The sequence below is a fragment of the Rahnella sp. ATs2 genome (assembly GCF_051851855.1).
GTDB classification, from domain to species: Bacteria; Pseudomonadota; Gammaproteobacteria; order Enterobacterales; family Enterobacteriaceae; genus Rahnella; species Rahnella variigena.
The window spans coordinates 19,681-41,769 of sequence record NZ_JBLYPL010000028.1 but is presented as its reverse complement, the minus strand read 5'-3'; the positions used below and the strand labels follow the sequence as shown (position 1 = coordinate 41,769).

The 22,089-nt window shown below is 48.5% G+C and carries 22 protein-coding genes; 9 read left to right on the top strand and 13 right to left on the bottom strand.

Features of this window, described 5'->3' with window-relative positions:
• Window positions 1-11 precede the first annotated feature (11 nt).
• The 4 genes from ACJY2G_RS22790 to gorA all read left to right on the top strand — a co-directional run bounded on the left by ACJY2G_RS22790 (window position 12) and on the right by gorA (window position 4,307).
• Window positions 12-1,049, top strand: coding sequence for an oxidoreductase (locus tag ACJY2G_RS22790; RefSeq protein ID WP_430320844.1), 1,038 nt, complete (start codon window positions 12-14; stop codon window positions 1,047-1,049).
• Window positions 1,050-1,138: 89 nt separating this feature from the next.
• Window positions 1,139-1,867 carry a GntR family transcriptional regulator gene (locus ACJY2G_RS22785; RefSeq protein WP_430320845.1) on the top strand — a complete coding sequence of 243 codons (729 nt, stop codon included), beginning with the start codon at window positions 1,139-1,141 and terminating at the stop codon, window positions 1,865-1,867.
• A gap of 80 nt (window positions 1,868-1,947) precedes the next feature.
• Entirely contained in the window at window positions 1,948-2,790 is an 843-nt protein-coding gene (locus ACJY2G_RS22780) for a 23S rRNA (adenine(2030)-N(6))-methyltransferase RlmJ (protein WP_013573521.1), read from the top strand.
• Between the two features lie 164 nt (window positions 2,791-2,954).
• Window positions 2,955-4,307: a glutathione-disulfide reductase gene (gene gorA / locus ACJY2G_RS22775; RefSeq protein WP_113876936.1), complete on the top strand. Its 1,353-nt coding sequence runs from the start codon at window positions 2,955-2,957 to the stop codon at window positions 4,305-4,307.
• A 67-nt stretch (window positions 4,308-4,374) separates the two neighbouring features.
• Here the strand turns inward: gorA and cho are convergent, their stop codons facing one another.
• Complete coding sequence (gene cho / locus ACJY2G_RS22770) at window positions 4,375-5,226, bottom strand: excinuclease Cho (protein WP_120163521.1); 852 nt, start codon at window positions 5,224-5,226, stop codon at window positions 4,375-4,377.
• A 186-nt stretch (window positions 5,227-5,412) separates the two neighbouring features.
• On the opposite strand from cho, the gene ACJY2G_RS22765 reads away from it, so the two are divergent.
• A complete protein-coding gene (locus tag ACJY2G_RS22765) occupies window positions 5,413-6,321 on the top strand; it encodes a LysR family transcriptional regulator (RefSeq protein WP_430320846.1) in 909 nt (302 codons plus the stop codon).
• Window positions 6,322-6,341: 20 nt separating this feature from the next.
• Here the strand turns inward: ACJY2G_RS22765 and ACJY2G_RS22760 are convergent, their stop codons facing one another.
• From ACJY2G_RS22760 to ACJY2G_RS22710, 11 genes are all read right to left on the bottom strand, one after another.
• Window positions 6,342-6,983 (bottom strand): hydrolase, encoded by a 642-nt coding sequence (locus ACJY2G_RS22760; RefSeq protein ID WP_113876934.1) that lies wholly within the window; start codon window positions 6,981-6,983, stop codon window positions 6,342-6,344.
• Between the two features lie 295 nt (window positions 6,984-7,278).
• The gene (locus tag ACJY2G_RS22755; RefSeq protein ID WP_430320847.1) at window positions 7,279-10,344 is read right to left on the bottom strand and encodes an FKBP-type peptidyl-prolyl cis-trans isomerase N-terminal domain-containing protein; all 3,066 of its coding nucleotides are present in this window, start codon (window positions 10,342-10,344) and stop codon (window positions 7,279-7,281) included.
• Window positions 10,341-10,709: a hypothetical protein gene (locus ACJY2G_RS22750; protein ID WP_439292225.1), complete on the bottom strand. Its 369-nt coding sequence runs from the start codon at window positions 10,707-10,709 to the stop codon at window positions 10,341-10,343. The genes ACJY2G_RS22755 and ACJY2G_RS22750 overlap by 4 nt, the downstream gene beginning before the upstream one ends.
• Before the next feature lie 430 nt (window positions 10,710-11,139).
• Entirely contained in the window at window positions 11,140-11,973 is an 834-nt protein-coding gene (locus ACJY2G_RS22745) for a helix-turn-helix domain-containing protein (RefSeq protein WP_430320863.1), read from the bottom strand.
• A 157-nt stretch (window positions 11,974-12,130) separates the two neighbouring features.
• Window positions 12,131-12,397: an HPr family phosphocarrier protein gene (locus ACJY2G_RS22740; protein ID WP_120163490.1), complete on the bottom strand. Its 267-nt coding sequence runs from the start codon at window positions 12,395-12,397 to the stop codon at window positions 12,131-12,133.
• 49 nt (window positions 12,398-12,446) lie between these two features.
• Window positions 12,447-13,502, bottom strand: a complete 1,056-nt coding sequence (locus ACJY2G_RS22735; protein WP_430320848.1) for a 2-hydroxyacid dehydrogenase — start codon at window positions 13,500-13,502, stop codon at window positions 12,447-12,449.
• Between the two features lie 13 nt (window positions 13,503-13,515).
• The gene (locus ACJY2G_RS22730; RefSeq protein WP_430320849.1) at window positions 13,516-14,925 is read right to left on the bottom strand and encodes a PTS galactitol transporter subunit IIC; all 1,410 of its coding nucleotides are present in this window, start codon (window positions 14,923-14,925) and stop codon (window positions 13,516-13,518) included.
• A gap of 95 nt (window positions 14,926-15,020) precedes the next feature.
• Window positions 15,021-15,320 carry a PTS sugar transporter subunit IIB gene (locus ACJY2G_RS22725; RefSeq protein WP_120163493.1) on the bottom strand — a complete coding sequence of 100 codons (300 nt, stop codon included), beginning with the start codon at window positions 15,318-15,320 and terminating at the stop codon, window positions 15,021-15,023.
• A gap of 29 nt (window positions 15,321-15,349) precedes the next feature.
• The gene (rhaD, locus tag ACJY2G_RS22720) at window positions 15,350-16,165 is read right to left on the bottom strand and encodes a rhamnulose-1-phosphate aldolase (RefSeq protein WP_120163494.1); all 816 of its coding nucleotides are present in this window, start codon (window positions 16,163-16,165) and stop codon (window positions 15,350-15,352) included.
• Window positions 16,166-16,176: 11 nt separating this feature from the next.
• The gene (locus tag ACJY2G_RS22715) at window positions 16,177-16,650 is read right to left on the bottom strand and encodes a PTS sugar transporter subunit IIA (protein ID WP_430320850.1); all 474 of its coding nucleotides are present in this window, start codon (window positions 16,648-16,650) and stop codon (window positions 16,177-16,179) included.
• A gap of 311 nt (window positions 16,651-16,961) precedes the next feature.
• Entirely contained in the window at window positions 16,962-17,885 is a 924-nt protein-coding gene (locus ACJY2G_RS22710) for a LysR family transcriptional regulator (RefSeq protein ID WP_439292224.1), read from the bottom strand.
• 115 nt (window positions 17,886-18,000) lie between these two features.
• Between ACJY2G_RS22710 and ACJY2G_RS22705 the strand changes: the two genes are divergently transcribed.
• Both ACJY2G_RS22705 and ACJY2G_RS22700 read left to right on the top strand, forming a co-directional pair.
• Complete coding sequence (locus ACJY2G_RS22705) at window positions 18,001-18,183, top strand: 4-oxalocrotonate tautomerase (RefSeq protein WP_095923902.1); 183 nt, start codon at window positions 18,001-18,003, stop codon at window positions 18,181-18,183.
• A 153-nt stretch (window positions 18,184-18,336) separates the two neighbouring features.
• The gene (locus ACJY2G_RS22700) at window positions 18,337-19,284 is read left to right on the top strand and encodes a DMT family transporter (RefSeq protein WP_430320852.1); all 948 of its coding nucleotides are present in this window, start codon (window positions 18,337-18,339) and stop codon (window positions 19,282-19,284) included.
• Window positions 19,285-19,397: 113 nt separating this feature from the next.
• Here ACJY2G_RS22700 and msrA read toward each other — a convergent pair whose 3' ends face one another.
• Window positions 19,398-19,940, bottom strand: coding sequence for a peptide-methionine (S)-S-oxide reductase MsrA (gene msrA / locus ACJY2G_RS22695; RefSeq protein WP_112288068.1), 543 nt, complete (start codon window positions 19,938-19,940; stop codon window positions 19,398-19,400).
• 220 nt (window positions 19,941-20,160) lie between these two features.
• Here msrA and ACJY2G_RS22690 point away from each other — a divergent pair, with 220 nt between their 5' ends.
• A complete protein-coding gene (locus ACJY2G_RS22690; RefSeq protein WP_095923905.1) occupies window positions 20,161-20,796 on the top strand; it encodes a carbonic anhydrase in 636 nt (211 codons plus the stop codon).
• 163 nt (window positions 20,797-20,959) lie between these two features.
• The gene (locus tag ACJY2G_RS22685) at window positions 20,960-22,087 is read left to right on the top strand and encodes a GNAT family N-acetyltransferase (RefSeq protein WP_430320853.1); all 1,128 of its coding nucleotides are present in this window, start codon (window positions 20,960-20,962) and stop codon (window positions 22,085-22,087) included.
• The last annotated feature ends 2 nt before the right edge of the window (window positions 22,088-22,089 follow it).

Below are 22,089 nucleotides of genomic sequence, written 5' to 3'. Positions count from 1 at the left end.
AAGGAAACGTCATGAAGATAAACTGCGCATTTGCAGGATTTGGGAAAAGCGCGACACGTTACCACTTGCCTTACGTTTTACAGCGACGCGACACGTTTCAGGTTAAAACCATTTTCGATATCACCCGTCGCCCGGACATTGAAAAAGAGGAGGCGTATCAGGGCATCCGTTTCACCTCTGATCTGAACGATATTCTGCACGACGAAAGTATTACGCTGGTGACGCTGTGTACGCCGCCGCAAACCCATTATGACCTGGCAAAACGGTGCCTTGAGCACGGGAAAAATGTCATCGTCGAAAAACCGTTTACCCGGACGCTGGCAGAAGCGCAGTCGCTGTTTGCGCTCGCCGCCGAAAAGGGGCTGACCGTGACGCCATATCAAAACCGGCGCTTCGACAGCTGTTTTTTAGCCGTTAAAAAAGTCATCGACAGCGGCGTGCTCGGTAAAATCGTCGAGTTCGAAAGTCATTTCGATTACTTCCGTCCTGACGCCCCCGATGCTCCGGCAGATTATACTCACGGCGCTTTTTACGGCCTGGGCGTGCATCTTGTCGATCAGGTGGTCAGCCTGTTCGGACGACCAGATTTAGTGCATTACGATATCCGTTCGGTGAGAAATAAAAACAATCCTGACGATACTTTTGAACTGCAACTTTATTACGGCGAAACCAAAGCCATGGTGAAATGCAGCCATCTGGTGATGCAGCCTTACCCGAAATTTATTCTTCACGGGGAAAAAGGCTCCTTTATTAAACTGAATATCGATCAGCAGGAAACCTGGCTGAAAGCCGGGAATTTACCGGGCACTCCGGATTTTGGTCAGGAAACAGAATACGGCGTGCTGAAATACATTGATGACAGCGGCCAAACCATTACCGAACATGTCGATGCGGGCAACGGCGATTATGGCCGCGTTTATGATGCTGTATATGCCACGATATGTCAGGGACATGCGCCGTATGTGCCAGCCGCTGATGTGATGACCACCATGGAAATTCTGCACCGTGCCTTTGAACAACCTGCGCCTGTATTAATCAGGCTCTGCTGAAACATCCCGGACCGGGGCGAACGCTTCCGGTCCGCGAGGCATGTGTCTATACTGCTCAAAAATAACTCTGACATGAAGAAGTTACGCTAATGGCCGCCCGTTATATTGATATCAAAAACAGCCTGAAACAGGCCATCCTGAATAAAGAATATCGTGTCGGTGACAAAATTCCTTCCGAGCGGGAACTGGCGGCTCGCTTTGAAGTGACGCGCGTGACGCTGCAAAAAGCCATGCATATGCTGGAGCAGGAAGGCTTTATCGAACGCATTCATGGCAAAGGGATGTTCGTTACCAAGGTTATTGAAGACAATGTTTATCTGCTCAATAACGGCACCAGCGATTCTATTCTCGGTTTTTCGCGCGAATTTAAAGATAACGTTAAAGTCTCCAGCCGCTTAATCAGCCTGAAAACGCGTAAAGCCGGTGAATATATCGCCAGTCAGCTGGATATTGATGAAAAAGACGACGTGCATTATATCCGCCGCGTCCGGCTGGTGGACAATATTCCGGTCCTGATCGAAGACTCCTATATTCCCTGTGCGGTGATCGACATTATTCCTGAGTCGGTTTTACAGAACGGGTCTTTATATGAATATATCGAGAATAAAACCGGCCGGAAAATTAAATTCTATAACTCAGTGATCGAAGCTTCGCTGTTCGACGACACCCTTTCTGCGCTGCTGGAAAGCGAAACCGGTCTGCCGATGCTGAAAGTCTCTGGCATCACCAAACTGGAAGACGGAAAAACCTTCAACTACTCAATCAGTTATAACCGTGCGGACAAATTCAAAATCAAGAACAGCTGGGTTGGGAAGTAAGATCGCCCCTGCAACGTGAAGTATGAAGGGTGTAAACAGTTTATACTGTCGGCAATACGCCACTCCGGAACAATAAAGTTATGTTGAGTTACCGCCACAGTTTTCACGCAGGCAACCATGCCGACGTACTGAAACACACCGTTCAGAGCCTGATCATTGAATCTCTGAAGGAAAAAGAAAAACCCTTCCTTTATCTCGACACCCACGCGGGTGCCGGGCGCTATCAGCTGAGCGGCGAACACGCCGAACGCACCGGCGAATATCTGGAAGGCATCGCGCGCATCTGGCAGCGGGACGATATTCCTGAAGAACTGGCGGCGTACATGTCTGTCGTCAATCACTTCAACCGCAATGAAAATCTGCGTTATTACCCGGGTTCGCCGCTGATTGCCCGTCAGCTGTTGCGCGAAGACGACAAACTGCATCTGACCGAACTTCACCCGAGCGATTTCCCGCTGCTGCGCAGTGAATTCCAGAAAGATGACCGTACCCGCGTTGCGCGTGCCGACGGTTATCAGCAGCTGAAAGCTCAGTTGCCACCACCTTCACGCCGTGGCCTGATCCTGATGGATCCGCCGTACGAAATGAAAACCGATTATCAGGACGTGGTAAAAGGCATTCAGGAAGGCTACAAGCGTTTTGCCACCGGCACTTACGCGCTGTGGTATCCGGTGGTAATGCGTCAGCAAATCAAGAAAATGCTGCGTGATCTCGAAGCGACAGGCATCCGCCGTATTCTGCAAATCGAGCTGGGCGTGCGCCCGGACAGCGATCAGCGCGGTATGACCGCTTCCGGCATGATCGTGATTAACCCGCCGTGGAAACTCGAGCAGCAGATGAACAACGTTCTGCCGTGGCTGCTCAAAGTGCTGGTGCCTTCCGGTACCGGTCATACTACGGTTAACTGGGTTGTGCCTGAGTAAGTAAAGCTTTTCCCCTCGCTGAGGCCTTTTTCTAAGGTCTCAGCTATCAAACCTATTACAATCATTGATCCAATCTTTCCCACAACACGTTAAACTCTTAGGCAAATTTTGAGATTAATGACGCTGAATCAGTGTCTCCATTTTCACAACTTACGGATAAAACGATGACCAAACATTATGACTATCTGGCAATTGGCGGCGGCAGCGGCGGTATCGCATCAATCAACCGTGCAGCCATGTATGGGAAAAAATGCGCGCTGATCGAAGCTAAAGAGCTGGGCGGCACATGCGTCAACGTGGGTTGTGTCCCGAAAAAAGTGATGTGGCACGCCGCGCAAATCGCTGAAGCGATCCGCAACTACGGCCCGGATTACGGCTTTGATACCACCGTGAACAGCTTCAACTGGAAAACGCTGGTCGCCAACCGTACCGCTTACATCGACCGTATCCACACCTCGTACGACAACGTGCTGGGCAAAAATAAAGTGGACGTGATCAAAGGCTTCGCGCGCTTTGTCGACGATCACACCGTTGAAGTCAACGGCGAGAAGATCACCGCGGATCACATCCTGATCGCCACCGGTGGCCGTCCGAGTCATCCAAATATTCCGGGTGCAGAATACGGTATCGATTCAGATGGTTTCTTCGATCTGACCGAAATGCCTAAACGCGTTGCGGTTGTCGGCGCAGGTTACATCGCGGTAGAAATCGCCGGTGTAATGAACGCGCTGGGTGCCGAAACCCATCTGTTCGTGCGTAAACACGCCCCGCTGCGTACTTTCGATCCGCTGATCGTTGAAACGCTGGTTGAAGTAATGGAAACCGAAGGCCCTGCGCTGCATAAAGAGTCCATTCCGAAAGAAGTGGTAAAAAATGCAGACGGCAGCCTGACGCTGAAACTGGAAAACGGACAAGAATTTGAAGTCGACAGCCTGGTCTGGGCGATTGGCCGCGAACCTGAAACTGACAACTTCAACCTGAAAGCGACTGGCGTGAAAACCAACGATAAAGGTTACATCGTCGTCGATAAGTTCCAGAATACCAGCGTTAAAGGCATTTACGCCGTTGGCGATAATACCGGTGCGGTAGAACTGACTCCGGTTGCCGTTGCTGCGGGTCGTCGTTTGTCTGAGCGTCTGTTTAACAACAAACCTGACGAACATCTGGATTACAGCAACATCGCGACCGTCGTGTTCAGTCACCCGCCAATCGGTACAGTCGGCCTGACTGAACCACAGGCGAAAGAGCAGTTCGGCGAAGACAACGTGAAAGTGTACAAATCCGCCTTCACCGCGATGTACACCGCCGTCACACAACACCGTCAGCCGTGCCGCATGAAGCTGGTGTGCGTCGGTGCTGAAGAAAAAATCGTCGGCATCCACGGTATCGGCTACGGCATGGACGAAATGTTGCAGGGCTTCGCGGTCGCACTGAAAATGGGCGCCACCAAGAAAGACTTCGACAACACCGTCGCTATCCACCCGACCGGTGCGGAAGAGTTTGTTACCATGCGTTAATTCGCGGGCATTGCGCTGTATTGCAATGAACAGAATGGCTGCCGATTGGCAGCCTTTTTTATTGCCGTCAGTCCAGCAAAATCACTTTCGAACTGTCGGTTTCGAATAGCGGCCTGCAGAGGATTTTATAACTGTCGCGGTCAAAGTGCGGCACGGCGATATCAAAGGCTTTCGCGGCCGCCAGCGTTTTTACTGTGCCCAGATAGAACCAGTGATTGATGACGTGATAATCCGTCTGACCATTGGCTTCTTCGACGATAGCGATCCGTCCCGGATACGGCCAGCTGCGGATTTTCAGGGTGCTTAGCGCGCTTCTGAGACGCGTCTGATGGGCTTCCGGCGTTTCTTTTCCGCAACAGACTCCGGCACATTTGCCCAATGAAAAGCGGAAACAGGCGCGATTTTTTGACAGTTTTTCCAGCCCCAGCGCGCCATAACACAACTTTTCCTGATCGGCGATATCCCGGATTTTTTCGACTGCCGACATTTTAGTTTTAAACAGGCCAAATAAATCTTCGCTGTGAGAAAAATCCACGTCATCGCTGAACACAATGCTGGCCGTCAGCCCCTGAAGCCGGATGGAACACAGCTTGCGGGCGGTGCGCAGACGCTTATTAAACAGCGGACGACGGGTTTTAATCAGGTCAGACTCCAGCAATAACGCGCCGACTTCACCGATCGTTTCAATGTGTTCAATATCCCGGGTCATATGCAGAAGTTTGGCTTCGGCAGGATTGCGAAAGTGCGACATCACGCGGCTGCGGATATTCACGCTTTTGCCGATATACAGCGGAAAAGCCTTATCGTCACCGTAAAAAATATAGACGCCGCTGCTGCCGGGTAAATTTTCTAAGGTATGGCGAAGATGTTCAGGGTACTGATAGAGCTCAGTAAAAAGCTCTTTTTCGGGATTCCACAAAATAGCTGACCTGCTTTGACCGGATAAACGTTGTATAGAAAACAAACGGATAATACTGGCAATGCATACAGTCATCAACCTCTGGTTAACTATTTGTTGCGTTATCCCTCTAAACAATACGAAATGGGGAAGCCATAACTACCGGAAATGTTTTCCGGTATTCAACTCTTTTTAGTGGGAAAAAGAATGCGATTAAGCCTTGAAGCCCTGCTGATCCTCGACGCGTTAGACCGTCACGGTACGTTTGCCGCGGCGGGTGCCCGACTGTTTAAAACCGCATCGGCACTGAGTTATACCGTGCAGAAAATGGAAAGTGATCTGAACATTAAACTGCTGGATCGGTCCGGCCATCGCGCCACTTTTACCCCTACAGGTCGTCTGATGCTGGACAAAGGCCGCGTGCTGCTGCGCGCTGTCAGCGAACTGGAGCAACAGGCGCAGTACGTTGAAAGCGGCTGGGAAAGCAAACTGACCATCAGCCTTGATGCCTCCGTGCCCTTTGCACTACTGACACCGCTGATCGACCGTTTTTGCGCAGAGCATCAGCATACCCAGTTATTATTCCGCCACGACGTGCTCGGCGGTTGCTGGGAAGCGCTGAGTTATGGCGAAGCTGACATCGTATTTGGTGCCGTGCAGGAACCTCTCACACGCAGCGGCATTGAATATCGCCCGATCGGCTGGCTGGAATATGTGTTTGCCGTTGCGCCGCATCACCCGCTGGCCTCGATGCCGGAACCGCTGGTGCGCGAGCAAATCCGCCAGTATCGCGCCGTGGTCGTTCACGATACGTCCCGCCACAGCACCGGCGCTGATTTGCGTGTGCTGGACGAGCAGAAAATGCTGAGCGTTCATGACTTTAATGCCAAAGTTCATGCACAAATCGCCGGGCTGGGTTGCGGCTATCTGCCACGTTATCTGGCCGCGCCCCATCTGGAAAGCGGCGCGCTGGTTGAACGTCGCCTCGATTCAGAAACCCGCCGCGATCAGGCCTTTATGGCCTGGAACGAAAATGCCACCGGTAACGCTGCCATGTGGTGGCGGGAGAATTTGCAGGATTTCGACGGACTCAGCACCGTTTATAGCCCGGAATAACCGGGCTATGCATTCAGGCATTAACCCTGACGCTGTGGCGCTTTGTGCACCATGGTGTAGGCATAATCGACGCCCATGCCGTACGCACCGCTGTGTTCACGCACCAGATCCATGACTGCGTCGTAAGTCTCTTTGCGTGACCAGTCGCGCTGGTATTCGAGCAGAACCTGCTGCCAGGTGACCGGCACCGCACCGGCCTGAACCATACGGTCGATGGAACGTTCGTGAGCATCCACGCTGGTGCCGCCGGAGGTGTCGGTCACCACATACACTTCATAGCCTTCTTTCAGCGCCATCAGCGCCGGGAACGTCAGACACACTTCCGTCCACAATGCAGAGATAATCAGTTTTTTACGCCCCGTGGCTTCCACTGCTTTCACGAACGCTGCGTCTTCCCAGGAATTCATCGAGGTACGCTCAATCGGCTTCACATCAGGGTGAACCGCCAGCAGTTCCGGCCAGATGTAGCCGCTGAAACTTTCCGTTTCGACTGAGGTGTAAATCACCGGCACGTTAAAAACTTTGCCCGCTTTAGCCAGAGCGACCGTATTATTTTTAAGCTGCTGGCGATCGATATTGGCGACGCCGAATGACATTTGTGGCTGATGGTCGATGAAAATCAGGGTGGAATTCTGTGGGTCCAGCAGATCGAATTTAGACATTTTCATTTCCTCTCAGAGTGCATTGTTGGGTTGTGTTCTTTTATTTAACGTTGTGTTGTTGTGCTGCTGGAATTAACAATAGGACAGGACTTCAAAAGCGGATAGCGGAAAGAATTTGGCAACTTGTTCAGATTTTTTTGACAGGTGTCAGCCTATATCAACAGTCGTCAATACAGCTTTTTTTTCAGTCTGACAGGAACAACAACACCTTTTTTGAAATCAGCAAAATCAACGCTGAAGAAACAAAAAAGGCAGGTGATTTGATAATCACCTGCCTTTTTTTATCCGACCACTTTTAGTTGTCTTTAACGCCTAATATTTTGATCTTCATGATGGAAAGCGAATTCGGCGGAATTTTTCCCGGAATGCCTTCTTTGCCATACGCCAGTTCAGGCGGAATGTAGATTGTGGCTTCACCTTGCAAGCCAAGCTTAAGCACAACTTCCTGAAGAACTGCCGGAATTTCCGTCACAGCGGCGCTGATCACATTGTTGTCTTTTTCACTGGCAATGACTTTACCGTCACCCAACGTCTCAACAATCTGCAGACGAATACTCTTATCCATCGTGACTTTTGGCTGTGAGCCCGGCTTGCTGATGAGGTAAATGAAGCCTGATTTTGCTTTAACTGCACCTTTGACTTTGCCCGCTTTATTCAGGATTTTTTGGTTATTCTCTTCATTCGAGGATTTTTGCTTTTCCTGACGTGAGCGAATATCAGTATCCAGACTGTTCAGCGACTCTCTCATGTCGTTTGTTGACATGCTGGACAGCTCATTCATCCGGTCAACAAAGCCTTTGATAATCACATTGCGATCAATTTTCTCACCGGCAGAAACCACCTGTTCGATTTTTGAATTCGCGGCTTGCCCCAGCAAATACCCGACAGAATAAGAGCGTCCGGTTTTCTTACTTTCTTTCGCCTGCAGTGTTTTTAGTTCTGCGTCACTGAGCAGTTCTCCGCCAGATTGTGTAACGGCCGCGATGCTGTGTGAGGCGAGATCTTTTTTGGTTTTTTCCAGTTCAGCTGTCAGCTTACTTTTTTCTTCGGCGGCGTTATTCGCAGCCTGCTGACTTTCAGTGAGCTGGCTGGTCAGGCGTTTAACTTCCTCAGAAGATTTTGAGAGTGCCGCCTGAGATATCTGATAATCGCTCTGCGATTTTTTGTTCGTGACCTCAGAAGCCGCCAGTTTTTCACTCTGGTCAGCACTTTGTTTCTGCAAGTCGGCCAACTGAGTTTTCAACTGCGCTGCGTCATCCGCGGCTTGTTTGAGGGTTTTCTGCAAGGCCAGGTAGTCAGCCTGTGACTTTTTATTGGCAGCTTCTGACGCTGACAATTTGTCATTCTGCTCAGCGCTTTGTTTTTTCAGGTCAGTCAGCTGGGTTTTAAGCTGGGCATTCTCATCAGCAGTTTGATTGACGCTTTTCTGCAAGGCCAGATAATCAGCCTGTGATTTTTTGATGACCGCTTCAGACACAGACAGTTTGTCATTCTGCGAAGCGTCCTGTTTTTGCCTGTCCGCCAGCTGGTTTTTCAGCTGAACATTCTCATCAGCGGCCTTTTTAAGGGTTTGCTGTAAAGCCGCATAGTCAGCCTGAGATTTTTTAGCAGCAGCATCTGACACAGACAGTTTGTCATTCTGCGCAGCGCCCTGTTTTTGCCTGTCCGCCAGTTGGTTTTTCAGCTGAACATTCTCATCAGCGGCCTTTTTAAGGGTTTGCTGTAAAGCCGCATAGTCAGCCTGAGATTTTTTAGTAGCAGTATCTGACACAGACAGTTTGTCATTCTGCGCAGCGGCTTGTTTTTGCACTGCTGCCAGCTGGTTTTTCAGCTGAGCATTTTCTTCAACAGCCTGTTTGAGGGTTTTCTGCAAAGCCATAGAGTCAGCCTGAGATTTCTTATTAACCGCGTCTGACGCTGACAATTTGTCATTCCGCGCAGCGCCCTGTTTTTGCAAGTCTGCAAGCTGCGATTTCAACTGCGCATTCTCGTCTGCAGCCTTTTTAAGGTTTGTTTGCAGAGTCTGATTTTCATTCAGTGATTTGCTATTTGCAGCCACGGCAAACGCAATTTTTTCGTTCTGGCTGGCCCCCTGTTTCTCCAGGGTGGACAGTTGAGTTTTCAGTTGCGCATTTTCAGCGGCAGCTTGTTTTGCGGTCATTTGCAGTTCAACCACATTGGCTTGCGATTTGTTGCCTGTACTCTCTAAAGCGTGCAATTTTTCGGCTTCTGCCTTGGATTGCTTTTGCAGCGTCTCGAACTGCGTTTTGAGCTTATGATTTTCTTCTGTCGCCTGCTGTAATGTCGCATTCAGCACCGCGAATTCCGCCAGTGATTTACCGTTGGCGTGTCCAGAGGAGACCAGTTGTTCGATGCGCGCTGAGGATTGCTTTTTCACGGTATCAAGTTGCGTTTTGATCTGCGCATTCTCAGTGCTTAATTTCTTAAAACTCGCCTCGAGGGTAGCAATTTCCTTCTGGGCTTTTTTGGTCGCCAGCTGAGAGGTGGCCACTTGCTCGGAGGCTTTTTTCGCTGAGCCGTCCTGACTGGTTTTAAACGCCGTTAGCTGGGCTTTCAATGCGGCATTTTCACTCATTGTCTTTTTCAAAGACTGCTGAATATCAGCCATTTCGTCTTGTGATTTTTTTGTCACCGTCTGTGCAACGGATAATTTTTCGCTCAGGCTTTCGGCTTGTTTCTGGCTACCCTGAAGCTTCTGCAGCTTAGATGCCATCTGCTGGTTTTCTTGTTGTGTGTTTTTCAGCAAATTTTGCAGTTGTTTCAGTTCATCCTGCGCTTTCTTCTGCGCAAGCTTTTGGTCTGCAGATGGCGAGACAACGGCAGGTTTGGCTTTTAATGCCTCGATCTGAACTTGCAGTTTTTGGTTTTCTTTTTGCGTATCCGCGAAGGATTTCTGCAAGGCAGCATATTGATCACGGGATTTTTCTGCTGTGGATTTTGCCGTCTCGAGGGATTTTTTTAGCTGCTCGTTAGCCTTGGTATCGACCTTGCTCTTCATCTCGCTGACATCTGCTGTGGCAGAGGGAACACGCACAGGCTGAGGTGTTTTAGGAGCCTTTTTTACCGGAGCCGGAGAAGGTTTAGGCCGCGACGGCGACGGCGGCGCGACGGCTTTTTCAACAGGTGTTTTTGGGACGACGATATCTTTTGGAGGCTGAATCAGCGGAGTGGAAGTCTTATTTTTTTCCGCAAAAACAGACGATTCCGGAGCAGAAATTAAATTTTCACTCTGCAACTGATCTAAAAGGCTCAGATTAGCATCAACGGAATCTTCAGCATGTGCCCCCTGTATGTTGATCAGTAACAGAATCAGGAAGAAAGACTTCACTCGCGCCATCATATTTTATTCACTTCCTGAGAGCGCTCGTCCATGCTCTTAAAGGTCGCACCTTTAACTCTTGCGCAGATAAGTTTCAATTTTGAGTCCAGTTCGATGTTCAGAATTTCCTGAGCATCTCTGTTTATCAGACCCTTATTCGTTTTGTAAACATCATAAGATTTTGTCAGCTGATTAAATTGTTGCTGATAAATATCAAAATCATGAGGAGAAAGACGCTGTAATGCTTTGAATTCGTTAACACAGGTATTATTCGTACCTTTATTAACTGACGTCTCTTTTATTGTAGCCACATTATTTTTTGTGCTACATGCACTCAACGCGATTAACGCAATGAGAGTCAAAGACATTGAGCAAGGCTTATTCATGTAGATTATCCTGTAGGGTTTTACTGCTAGAACAAATTATTTTCCCAGCAAAAGACCCTGTGGAACACCCACTTTCACTGAAATGATTATTTAGCAAAACCACTACTACACAAAAAACCATTACAATCAGTATATTGCAATAATAAAAGGCAAATCAGACTTCTTTTTTATGCTAAAGAAAAGAAGAAATTGTCGATTTAACGATGCCTCAGACCATGAAAAAGGAGGCAAAAACTGACATATATCATCATTCATTTTCAGAAAACTCAGGGAATAGGTAAATACTGATTCGCATTTTCGGATAAAGCGGAATGCCCCTCAATCGCGATTAGGATGATTAGTACACATCATTATATCACGTGCAGAGGGAACAGACTGAGTATCGGATCTGTGGTTTTCAGGGTCAAAAACCAGCTGTATGTTATGGCATCTATCTGGACAGCAGAGACTGCCCCGCAGCGGTGGATTTAAACTCTCTGGGAGGGAGGCCAAATTCGCGCCGGAAGCAGGTAGCAAAATAGGAGTGGTCATCAAAGCCGATGTCCTGCGCAATCGAGGTAATGGGTTTATTCGAATACAGCAGCGGGTAGAGGGAATGAAACAAGCGTAATTTGGTGAGATAACGCTGGGGTGACAAGCCGATATCCTTATCCAGGTAACGGTGCATCGTTCTGACGTTGATGGAAAACTGATCGGCCAGTTGGTTCCAGTCAATTTTCTCGTGAAAGTTCGCGTGCAGCCAGCGGATTAGCCGTAAGTTCCTTCTTTCATTGGTGTTATTCTCATCATAGAAGTAACTACAGTAGCGCAAATCGACCAGCAGCCGCAGGAACAGGCTTTCCTGTTCAATACTGCCTTTATGCTGGCTGGCAATGAGTTTATCCAGGGAGCCCCGTATCAGCAAAGCGCTGTTTTTATCTAAGAAACGGTGGATGTGGAAGGAGGCAAATTGCTTAGGAATAAGGGATTCAAAGCCTTTTATCAGAAAGAAATGCTCCGAAGGTTGATAATAAATATTAATTAAGCTCAGGTCTTGCGCATGTTCATAAATGTGTAAATCAGTGGCCTGAGTAAAAAATAACATCCGTGGATAAATTGAATAGGGTTTACCATTAATAATATGCAGACCAATTCCCCCGGTAATCAATGTTATTTTACTGTAATTAAACTGAGTTTTGGGTGAATAATCTTGTGGCAGACGTGAAGTAATAATCACATTTTGCTGATCAGAAACAAAATAATCCTGAAAGATAGGTTTGTTCATAGTCAAGACGTCTTGATAAGTGTTTTTTTAGATTAACGGACGGAAGTCATAAAATCTATATATTACGATAACCGGGCACTTCTCAATCGGGAAAAAATCAGTAAAGGCCGGCAATGCTCATTCAGGCCTTTACTGATGTAAAGAGGCACAGACCGTGCTATTCCTCCCCGAAGCCGGCGTTGAATAACGCCTTTATCTCGAGAAATACCGCTTCTTCATCGGTTCCTTCACAAATTACCTCAACCTTTGCACCGCCTGTAATTCCGGCAGTCATTAAACCTATGACGCTTTTCCCCTTAATCACTTTATCACGGGAGATAAATTCCACTTTCGACTGACACTTCCCCACTATTTTAGCAATCGCACTGGCCGGGCGCGCATGGAGACCAGTTTTATTATTGAGCGTCAACGTTTCTTTGATCATAACGGTTCCCCGGATGAATAATGAAAATTCCGATAAATTCCCTGTACGTTTACTGAATGATCAACATATCGCTGTGACCCGTTTTAAAATAATCATTCAGAACTGTTTTGAGCAGATAAGGCGCTTTAGGAATGGCATCTATCGTGTCACCTGCAATATGTGGGGTCAGGGTAACATTATCCAGCTGGAGTAAAGGATCATCGGGACTGATAGGCTCATCCCAGCTCACATCCAGCGCAGCACCGGCTATGCGCCTGTTTTTTAACGCATCAATAAGGTCAGCTTTATGCACCACCCCGGCCCTTGCGGTATTAATAATATAGCTTCCGGCCTTCATTTTATTGAAGACGTCTTTATTGATGATATTTTCCGTTTCAGGTGTCAGTCGCATATGCAAAGAAAGGATATCTGATTGCGAAATGACAGAATCCATATCCAGTAATTCAACCCTCAGCCCTTCCTTTATGATGAGCGACTTATCGATAAAGGGGTCATGGGCAATCACTCTGACGCCCAATGCGTTAAGCCTTTTCGCCACCAGCTTGCCGATATAACCCAGGCCAATCAGTCCCACGGTATGATTGGCCAGTACCGTCTTATGTTCATCATTCGAAAAGCTTTTTCGCCATTTTCCATTTTTAATTTCATGATGCGCCCGGGCAATATTTCGGGTCTCCGCGTACATCAGGCTTAAGGTGAAATCGGCGACCGGTTCAGCATTACGGATGACATGGATAAGCGTGATGTTTTTTTCCTTAACACTGTTTAATGCAATATGCTCCAGCCCGCCCCGGCATGTTCCGATAAGTTTAAGTTTTGACGCCGATTCCAGCATACTTTTCGACACAGGGGCAATATGGACCAGCAGGTAATCCGCGTCTTTCAGCGCTTCGGTCACGCCAGCGGGAATTTCCACCGCCTCCGGGCCGTTCTTTTCAATCAGCAGAATTTTTTCCTGAAACTTTTCCTTTTCTAAATCGGAATACCATTCGTAAGAAACGACATCCAGTTCGCTTTCATCTCTGCCCGGAAAATCAATATCTTTCGCGGCATCCCTTAATGTCGCACTACTGACCAGCGCATCACCAATAATAACGAGTTTCATATTCTGTCATCCTCTATTGAGTCAGTTGATTGGGCTCACTGCCGGTACCAGCTTGTCTTTCGAGATAAGCATGTATCGACTCTTTTTTAATGCGGACAAAAAGGTAGAACACGATATATACCGCGACGCTGAGAGCGATATAGACAGGGTTTTGGGTGAGAAAAATCAGGAATAATCCACCCATAAGATGATTGGTCATTACAGCAAAACTACAAATCAACATGGCACCCACCGGCAGAACCACACCGACATCTTTAGCGACATCAGTAAATACAGGTGCCACGGCGGTGATCATATATAAACCACCCACACACCAGATGGTCCCTGAAATTAATGATTTAAAAATATTACCGGCGGATATCGCAATAATCAGTTCGATCATGTAAGGAATAGCAATAAGGTCTACCATCGGTAACGTTTCATTGCCCGGTAATATAATCGCCAGAATAAATATAATCGGAATCAATAACATTCCGGTTAACAGTGTTGCTGATTCGCCATAACCTGCCGCATCATTAATGGCCAGGAACCAGACCCGGTCTTTGCCACTCGATTTTGCGGTTTTACGTGATGCATCGGTAATGGTAGTGAATGCAGAGGCAAACACTCCGGCGATTTTTGGGAAGATACACATGACAGCTGATGTGGCGATCCCGACTTTACAGATTTCTCCCCAGGCTTCAATGCTGCCCAGACGGGTATAATTTCCGGAAATGCCGATTAAACACCCGAGTACCAGGCCCAGTGTAATCGGCTCCCCCATGAAACCTAATTTGTCCTGTAAGGTCTGCGGATTCCATTTTATTTTGTCCGCGCCCAGCTTATTTAATATCCAGTCCACCCCTATCGCCAGCGGTACAGAGCACACATGATGAGGAGCGGTCATGGTGCATCCGGGATAGCCGTAATAAACCGACCATCGTTTAGCCACTATTTCTGAGCAAACCAGAGAATAAAGATTGGATAATAGCATCAATCCAATTGCCAGGTAGATATTCCCTGTCGCGATATAGAGCATCGACCCCCACAACATAAAGGAAAAGTTATTCCACATATCTGAGGGCATAAAAATATTGGTAAAACGTGTGACAAATAAAATTGTCTGAAACAGCAATCCGAGGCCTAAAAAAATCATCCCGACATTGGTTGAATAGGCAACAACGCTTGTTGCCTGCCAGCCGGTATCCAGGATACGCAGTGAAATACCGGACGTCTCCACCATACGGTTAATCACCGGCGTGACGACAGGCGTGTAGGCACCAATGAGCATCCCAAATCCGGTCAGACCAATACCGGCATTAAGCCCGGCTTTAAAAGCTTTTTTGGGGGTTACTTTCATGATGATAGCAATAATATAAATGACAAAAGGCACAACAATCGCCGCACCAAATGAATTCATAATTTTCGAAAGAATGTCTAACATGCTCAAGACTCCTTACTCTGTAGATAAGGTTTCATTATCATATTAAGAACAATAAGTAGGTTCTCCACAAACCAACGTTTGTGGAGTCAGACCCTCTATATTTTCAGGCTCTCAACTTCATGCAGTAATTCTTCTATAAATCCATCCTCATCGGTACCGATTAACAACCCGACTGCATTGATGGTCGGAATATCATACTTATCCCTCAGCGGACTGGTATGAACAATAATATCCCACTTACCTGAACTTAATTGCCCTTCTACTCCGCCGGGACTGACTTCAACGGTTTTTGCCTTATATCCGTTGACTTCAAGAATATCTTTTACTTTTTCTGCCACCATGGAACTGGTGACGGTTCCTGATCCGCAGACGGAAATAACATTAATATTTTTCATAGTTACTCTTTTTTGTCATTCAGCAGAAATTATAAAATGCCATCCCGTGGGGTGACATTAAAGGCATCAGCAAGGGCGCGCAGTTCCGCGCTGGTGATCGACTGTTTAATTCCGACGGCAGCGGAACGCAGATAAATATCGGCAGCTTTATCTACCGTTTCGACCAACCCGAAAGCGTCATCAAAATTGCTACCTGCTCCCATAATTCCGTGATGCGCCCAGATCACAATGCGGCAATACTCCATTTTGGCAGCGGAAGCCAGACCCAGATCAATGGTGCCTGCCACCATCCACGGCACAATCCCCACGCCTTCCGGGAATACCACCAGGCATTCAGTAATTTGTTGCCACAGCGTTTTTGAAAATTTCTTTTCATCCAGATCGTGGGCAAATGTCATCGCAATCGTGGCATTCGCATGGGTGTGTAAAATAACGCGATGTTCAGGGTCATGTTTTAATCGTGTCGCATGGCATTTTAAATGTGATGCCAGTTCGCTGGTCGGGCAACCGCCGTTTACCAGCCCCCAGAGCTGCTGATAATGTTTTCCGTCTTCAGATATTTTTAAAATAATCAGCGTATCGGCCGGATTCTTAATGACATTGCGGAAGTATTTCCCGGAACCTGAAACCATAAATATTTTATTTTTCAATTCAGGGAAAGGCATCGGCAGTGCGACTTCTGAAATCACCTTTTGTGTATCAAGGTAAGGTGCCACTTCCTCTTCCCTCAGGAGATAACTGATATTACCGCCATTTCTTTCAGCCCAGCCTTTTTCCCACAGCTTGAGCGTAATATCACACATTTCTTTAATAAAGGGAGCTTCATTAATATTATAGATAATCATAACGTCACCTTTTACAATGAATGGAAAAATTCACAAATTCCTTCGCGGGAATCAAGCCCGACTAACTGGCTAATCTTGTTTTCATCAGAAAATACGGACATTAATGTCTGCAATAAGACGATCTGATTTTCATCCCGGGTCACGCCAAGAGAGAAGATCCAGTCTACGTCTACTTTTTCATCCGTACTGCCCATAAGCAAAAATGTCAGCGGTTTTGCGAGTTGGGTAATCGCCACGAAAGGTTTTTTTATATACAGCGGGTCAGTATGAGGTATGGCAATATTCAGGCAGGATGTTATTAATCCTGTCGGATAATGCGCTTCCCTGACAAGAATATTTTCATGATAGGTCGCCTCAACAAATCCTTGTTTATAAAGTTTCTGATATGAATCCGAAAAAAACGCATCCTGAGTGGTATAACTGCAATTTAAATAAACCAATTCGGGTGATATAAATCCGGCCAGCGAATTTTTAGTAGTCTCCATATTTTTCCCTCCTTATTTACGGCTCAGATGTTCTGATGCTTCCGGTCGAATTTTCTTAGAAAATCAGCGTTTCCAGACTCTCTTACCTTTTCGCGTGTCATTATCCTAAGAGTCCGAACCGGCAAATTCATTAGATCCCTGGACTCATTACTTCTAAACCTGTCTGTATGATTAAAGTCGGGGTGATGAGGGTCACAACTTGCCAATGTTTCCTGGATACCGGACACGCAGAAATGAAAAAGGCATCCCCGCAAAGGAATGCCTTTTTCTTTTAAGAAGGTCTGTTGAGAACGTCTTTTACTTAAACAGCGTCAGACCTCGGGCAGTTTATCCAGAATCGCCTGACTGTTTGCACCCAGCCGGGCAATAAGGAAATCAATCACACTGCGTAGCTTGGCGGAGGGGCGACTGTCCTGATGATAAATCAGGTACAACGGCGTCGGTTTATACGACCACTGCGGCAGTACAGGCACCAGACGGCCTTGCGCAATGTCGTCCATCAACACGTAATCAGGTTGCAGAACAATGCCGCAGCCGCTGAGTGCCGCAATCCTGAGCGCGTTGCCCTGATTAGACATAAAGCGCCCGTTGATAAAGGCCTTAAACGTCTCGCCCTCTGGCCCGGTCAGGTCCCAGCGGTCCTGATGCAGCCAGTAAGACATCCCCAGACAGCTGTAATTGCCCAACTGGTCAGGATGTTCCGGCATGCCGTGCTGTCGGATATAGTCTGGCGAAGCGGCCAGTATCCGGCGATACGGACGTAAAGGACGCGCGACCACACCCGGTTCGCATACCTCGCCGATCTGAATACCCAGCTCGTAATTTCCCTCCGTCAGATTGGGCACCCGGTTATCCAGATTCAGCATGACGTTTACGTCGGGATTGCGGGCCATATAAAGGCTCAGTTCCGGCACCAGACGCTGGCCGCCGAAGCTCACCGGGGCAACCATACGCACCAGTCCTTTAGGCGCGGACTGTAATTCCATCGCACTATTCTCAGCGAGCGCGACTTCCGATAATACCCGGCGGCAGCGTTCAAAATAGAGTTGCCCGACCTCCGTTAGTTGCTGTCGCCGGGTCGTGCGATGCAACAGACGTGCGCCCAGCCGCTGCTCAATCTCCCGGATTTGCTTACCCACCATCGTGGGCGAGACGTCGCTGGCTATCGCCGCCGCCGTGAAACTGCCGCATTCCACCACTCTGACAAACATCTCCATCCCGGACAATTTGCTCATGATTAACAACCCACAGGTTTCAATTCATTCAACTTAACACATATTTATTCTTCTCAATCCTTACGTAGAATAGGTTTTGCCCCGCCGTGAGGGGCCTAATCAATAAGGATTTACTATGCCGATGATCCGTTTAGAAATGCTGCCAGGCCGTACCGCTGAACAAAAACGCGACTTTGCCCGCGAAGTGACCCGCGTCGCGGTGGAAACCCTTAAATGTAAGCCTGAAAGTGTCGATGTGGTGATCACTGAAATTCCTAAATCACATTGGGCAAAAGGGGGAGAACTGATGGGGGATTAATTTCCCCGGTATGAAACGTCAGTCGGCAGTTGTTTATTTTTGATGTGCTGACTGACGAAATAATCGTGTTGTGCCAGACGTATTTCCGCCTTAATTCGTATCAGCCTCCCGCTTTAATAAAATCAGAACGTAACTCAACCGGAACATAAAGAAATGAAAAATTCTTATTCTGCGGGCGTTTTCTGCTGCCTGATCGCCACCCTTTCATGGGGCGCGACTTTCCCGATGATGACCAGTGCGCTGAGGCACCTCGATCCTTATACTTTTACCACGTTGCGTTATGGGTTCGCCGCTATCGCGTTAGTGACTGCACTGAGATTACGTGAAGGAAAAGAGGGGCTGAATCTGAAAGGTGAACGCGCCGGTCTGGCGTGGTTATTAGGTTCAGCAGCCTTTGTCGGTTTTGGCTTTTTTGTTTTTCTCGGCCAGCAAATGGCCGGGGAAAATGGCGCGCTAACCACGTCAATTATGATGGCCACCATGCCGATGCTGGGTATTCTGGTCAATGGCGTATTACGCAAAATCGTCCCGCCCGCCGTCTCTATCGGTCTGATTATGATGTCTTTCTTCGGGGTCATGACCGTGATCACCAAAGGGCACTATGCCAGCCTGTTTGATTCCCCTTCCAGCTACAAAGCCAACGCCCTGATTATTTTCGGCGCACTTTGCTGGGTTTTTTACACCGTAGGCGCGTCGTTTTTCCCGACCTGGTCGCCGCTTAAATACACCGCCCTGACGAGCGTTCTCGGGATGTCCAGTGTGCTGGTATTAAACGCGCTGCTGTATATTACTGGCCTCGTGGCAGTACCCGCCGTTAGTGACTTCGAGTATGTGATCCCACATGTCTTTTACACCGCTTTTGTCGCCAGTTTTATCGGCATCCTGTGCTGGAATATTGGCAATAAAATCCTCACACCACTTAACGGGGTATTATTTATGGATATTGTCCCGATTACCGCTTTCTCTATTTCAGCCCTGACCGGCATCAAGCCTGGCACACCTGAAATTGCCGGTGCCTGCATCACCGGTTTTGCCCTGATCCTCAACAACCTCTATCTGCGTTACCGCACACCTAAACGGGTAGTTGTCCGCACTCAATAAAGCCACACATAGCGATGTCATCCCGATGAAGTCCCGGAAACAAAAAAACCAGAACAGAGGTTCTGGTTTTTTAATATGGTCTTTTACTGGGTACTTGCTGCCAATGTTGGCAATTACGGGTTCAGGGATTTCGTCCGCTGCGCAAAACTCTTACGCAGTTTTTGTAATTTCGGCGGGATCACCGCCATGCAATAGCGGTTCTGCTGTCCGGCGCCGTCCCAGTAATTCTGGTGATAACCTTCAGCTACGTACACTTCACCGAGCGGTTCGATGCTGGTGACAATCGGATCACTGTGGTCGTGCTGCGCGCGCAGAATTGCCGCTTCGGCCTCTGCTTTTTGCTGCTCATTCGCCGGAAAAATCGCCGAACGGTATTGTGTACCGACGTCGTTACCCTGGCGGTTAAGCTGGGTTGGATCGTGCGTCACAAAGTGGATATCCAGCAAATCACCGTAGGTCAGTTTTTCGGGGTCAAACCCCACACGGATGGCTTCCGCATGGCCGGTCGTACCGGTGCAAACCTGCTCGTAATTCGGGTTCGGACGACGCCCGCCGGTATAAACGCTTTCCACCGACTCCACGCCGATGACGTCTTTAAACACCGCTTCTGTACACCAGAAACAGCCGCCACCGAAAATAGCGTATTCGATTGTCATACTGACTCCTTCACTCAGGGTATAGAGGAAATATGGGGACGGATAATGCTGAGATAAAGGTATGGCATTAAAAAAACAGAATGTGAAATGCTTATCGCCGGAAAATTATATTATTTTGCTACCGCTTATTTCCCTGTAAATAGTGTTGATATTGTGTCTGATTGATCTGCCTTTTTTTTCGTGGCAGACTCACTGGCATTGAAATACATGGAATTCCCCTATGAAAGACGTAATTGAAGGTTTCCTCAGATTCCAGAAAGAGGCGTTTCCGCAACGCTCTAAGTTATTCAAAGAACTCGCATTAAACCAAAATCCTAAGACCCTGTTTATCTCCTGTTCTGACAGCCGGTTAGTGCCGGAATTAGTCACGCAGCGTGAACCGGGCGAACTGTTTGTTATCCGTAATGCCGGTAATATTGTGCCGCCATTCGGTCCGGAACCGGGCGGCGTTTCCGCTACGGTTGAGTACGCGGTTAAAGCGCTGGGCGTGAAAGATATCGTCATCTGCGGGCACTCAAACTGCGGCGCAATGAGCGCCATCGCTAACTGCACCTGTCTCGATCACATGCCTGCGGTTGCGCACTGGCTGCGTTATTCTGATGCCGCGAAAGCCATCAATGAATCCGTCGAACACGAAAACCCTGAGGCACGCGTCAACGGTATGGTGCATCAGAACGTCGTGGCTCAGCTGAGTAACCTGCGCACGCATCCTTGTGTCGCGGTCGCGCTGGCGAAAGGGGAAATCACCCTGCACGGCTGGGTGTATGATATTGAATCGGGTTGCATCGAAGCCTTTGATGCGAAAAGCGCATCCTTTATTTCGCTTTCAGATAACCCGGAAGTCCGCGCCAGTTAATTGCCCGTTAAATAAAACATCCGGAACATTTTTAAATAATGTTCCGGATGATAAATCAGCGACTTAAGTCTTATTATATTGTTATCTTAACCTCTGCCGTAATATCCCCCTGCCTGAACGACAGTTAACCGATTTCTCTTTTACGCCACAGCGAGAATAATTGATGCCTGTTATCACGTTAGACCGTCTGGCCGATTGTCCTGCTGCTCAGTGGGATGCGCTGGTGCCTGCGCAACAGCCGTTCCTCAGCTATGCATTTTTATCGGCGCTGGAAGACAGCGGCAGCCTGGGCCCAAATTCAGGCTGGCGTCCGCAGCATCTGGCCTGGCAGGAGAACGGCAACATCCTCGCCGCCATTCCCGGCTACCGCAAACGTCATTCTTATGGCGAATACGTGTTTGATCAGGGCTGGGCAGATGCCTGCCAGCGTTCCGGGATTGCTTATTACCCGAAATGGCTCGGCGCGGTACCGTTCAGCCCGGTGACCGGCGCACGATTGCTGGGCGATGAACCGGCAGCAGTCAGTCTGTTGCAGGCGATACCAGATTATCTTGAAGAGAACGGCCTGACCGGCGCACACATCAATTTTACCGATGAACGCGCCAACCGGCTGATCGGAGCAGAACCCGTCTGGCAGCACCGGCAAGGGTTGCAGTATCACTGGCAAAACCGTGATTATCGCGATTTTCAGGATTACCTCGACGCGCTCACGTCGCGCAAGCGTAAACAGTTTCGCAAAGAGCGCGAACAGGTGGCGGCGCAGGGCATTGATTTTGTCTGGCTGGGAGGCGCGCAGGTCACTGAAGCGCAATGGGATTTCGTCTACGCCTGCTACAGCAATACCTATCACATTCGCGGTCAGTCGCCGTATCTGACCCGCGCATTTTTCAGCCTGCTGGCGGAAAGAATGCCTGAGGCGATCCGCGTGGTATTCGCGCAACAAAACGGTCGTGACGTAGCGATGGCGTTCAGCTTAATCAGCGGCGATACCTTCTACGGGCGTTACTGGGGCTGTCTGGCAGAATTCGACCGGCTGCATTTTGAAACCTGTTTCTATCAGGGGATGGAATACGCGATTGCCAGCGGCCTGAAACGGTTTGATGCGGGCGCACAGGGCGAACACAAACTGCTGCGCGGCTTTGAGCCGGTGATCACCGACTCGTGGCACTATTTACGTCATCCGGGTTTACGCGATGCCGTGGAAGATTTTTTAGTGGAAGAACGTGCCGGCGTGCAGCGCTGGGCCGACGAAGCCCGTGAAGTGCTGCCCTACCGGCACGACGTCTGTTAAGT

Bases quoted from the DNA above. Each gene is read 5' to 3' on its own strand.
- ACJY2G_RS22690 (WP_095923905.1), top strand. From the start codon at position 20,161: ATGAAAGACGTAATTGAAGGTTTCCTCAGATTCCAGAAAGAGGCGTTT.
- ACJY2G_RS22760 (WP_113876934.1), bottom strand. From the start codon at position 6,983: ATGTCTAAATTCGATCTGCTGGACCCACAGAATTCCACCCTGATTTTC.
- ACJY2G_RS22700 (WP_430320852.1), top strand. From the start codon at position 18,337: ATGAAAAATTCTTATTCTGCGGGCGTTTTCTGCTGCCTGATCGCCACC.
- ACJY2G_RS22750 (WP_439292225.1), bottom strand. From the start codon at position 10,709: ATGAATAAGCCTTGCTCAATGTCTTTGACTCTCATTGCGTTAATCGCG.
- gorA (WP_113876936.1), top strand. From the start codon at position 2,955: ATGACCAAACATTATGACTATCTGGCAATTGGCGGCGGCAGCGGCGGT.
- ACJY2G_RS22765 (WP_430320846.1), top strand. From the start codon at position 5,413: ATGCGATTAAGCCTTGAAGCCCTGCTGATCCTCGACGCGTTAGACCGT.
- msrA (WP_112288068.1), bottom strand. From the start codon at position 19,940: ATGACAATCGAATACGCTATTTTCGGTGGCGGCTGTTTCTGGTGTACA.
- ACJY2G_RS22725 (WP_120163493.1), bottom strand. From the start codon at position 15,320: ATGAAAAATATTAATGTTATTTCCGTCTGCGGATCAGGAACCGTCACC.
- ACJY2G_RS22755 (WP_430320847.1), bottom strand. From the start codon at position 10,344: ATGATGGCGCGAGTGAAGTCTTTCTTCCTGATTCTGTTACTGATCAAC.
- ACJY2G_RS22780 (WP_013573521.1), top strand. From the start codon at position 1,948: ATGTTGAGTTACCGCCACAGTTTTCACGCAGGCAACCATGCCGACGTA.
- ACJY2G_RS22730 (WP_430320849.1), bottom strand. From the start codon at position 14,925: ATGTTAGACATTCTTTCGAAAATTATGAATTCATTTGGTGCGGCGATT.
- ACJY2G_RS22745 (WP_430320863.1), bottom strand. From the start codon at position 11,973: ATGAACAAACCTATCTTTCAGGATTATTTTGTTTCTGATCAGCAAAAT.
- ACJY2G_RS22715 (WP_430320850.1), bottom strand. From the start codon at position 16,650: ATGGAGACTACTAAAAATTCGCTGGCCGGATTTATATCACCCGAATTG.
- ACJY2G_RS22705 (WP_095923902.1), top strand. From the start codon at position 18,001: ATGCCGATGATCCGTTTAGAAATGCTGCCAGGCCGTACCGCTGAACAA.
- ACJY2G_RS22735 (WP_430320848.1), bottom strand. From the start codon at position 13,502: ATGAAACTCGTTATTATTGGTGATGCGCTGGTCAGTAGTGCGACATTA.
- ACJY2G_RS22685 (WP_430320853.1), top strand. From the start codon at position 20,960: ATGCCTGTTATCACGTTAGACCGTCTGGCCGATTGTCCTGCTGCTCAG.
- ACJY2G_RS22740 (WP_120163490.1), bottom strand. From the start codon at position 12,397: ATGATCAAAGAAACGTTGACGCTCAATAATAAAACTGGTCTCCATGCG.
- ACJY2G_RS22710 (WP_439292224.1), bottom strand. From the start codon at position 17,885: ATGAGCAAATTGTCCGGGATGGAGATGTTTGTCAGAGTGGTGGAATGC.
- rhaD (WP_120163494.1), bottom strand. From the start codon at position 16,165: ATGATTATCTATAATATTAATGAAGCTCCCTTTATTAAAGAAATGTGT.
- ACJY2G_RS22785 (WP_430320845.1), top strand. From the start codon at position 1,139: ATGGCCGCCCGTTATATTGATATCAAAAACAGCCTGAAACAGGCCATC.
- ACJY2G_RS22790 (WP_430320844.1), top strand. From the start codon at position 12: ATGAAGATAAACTGCGCATTTGCAGGATTTGGGAAAAGCGCGACACGT.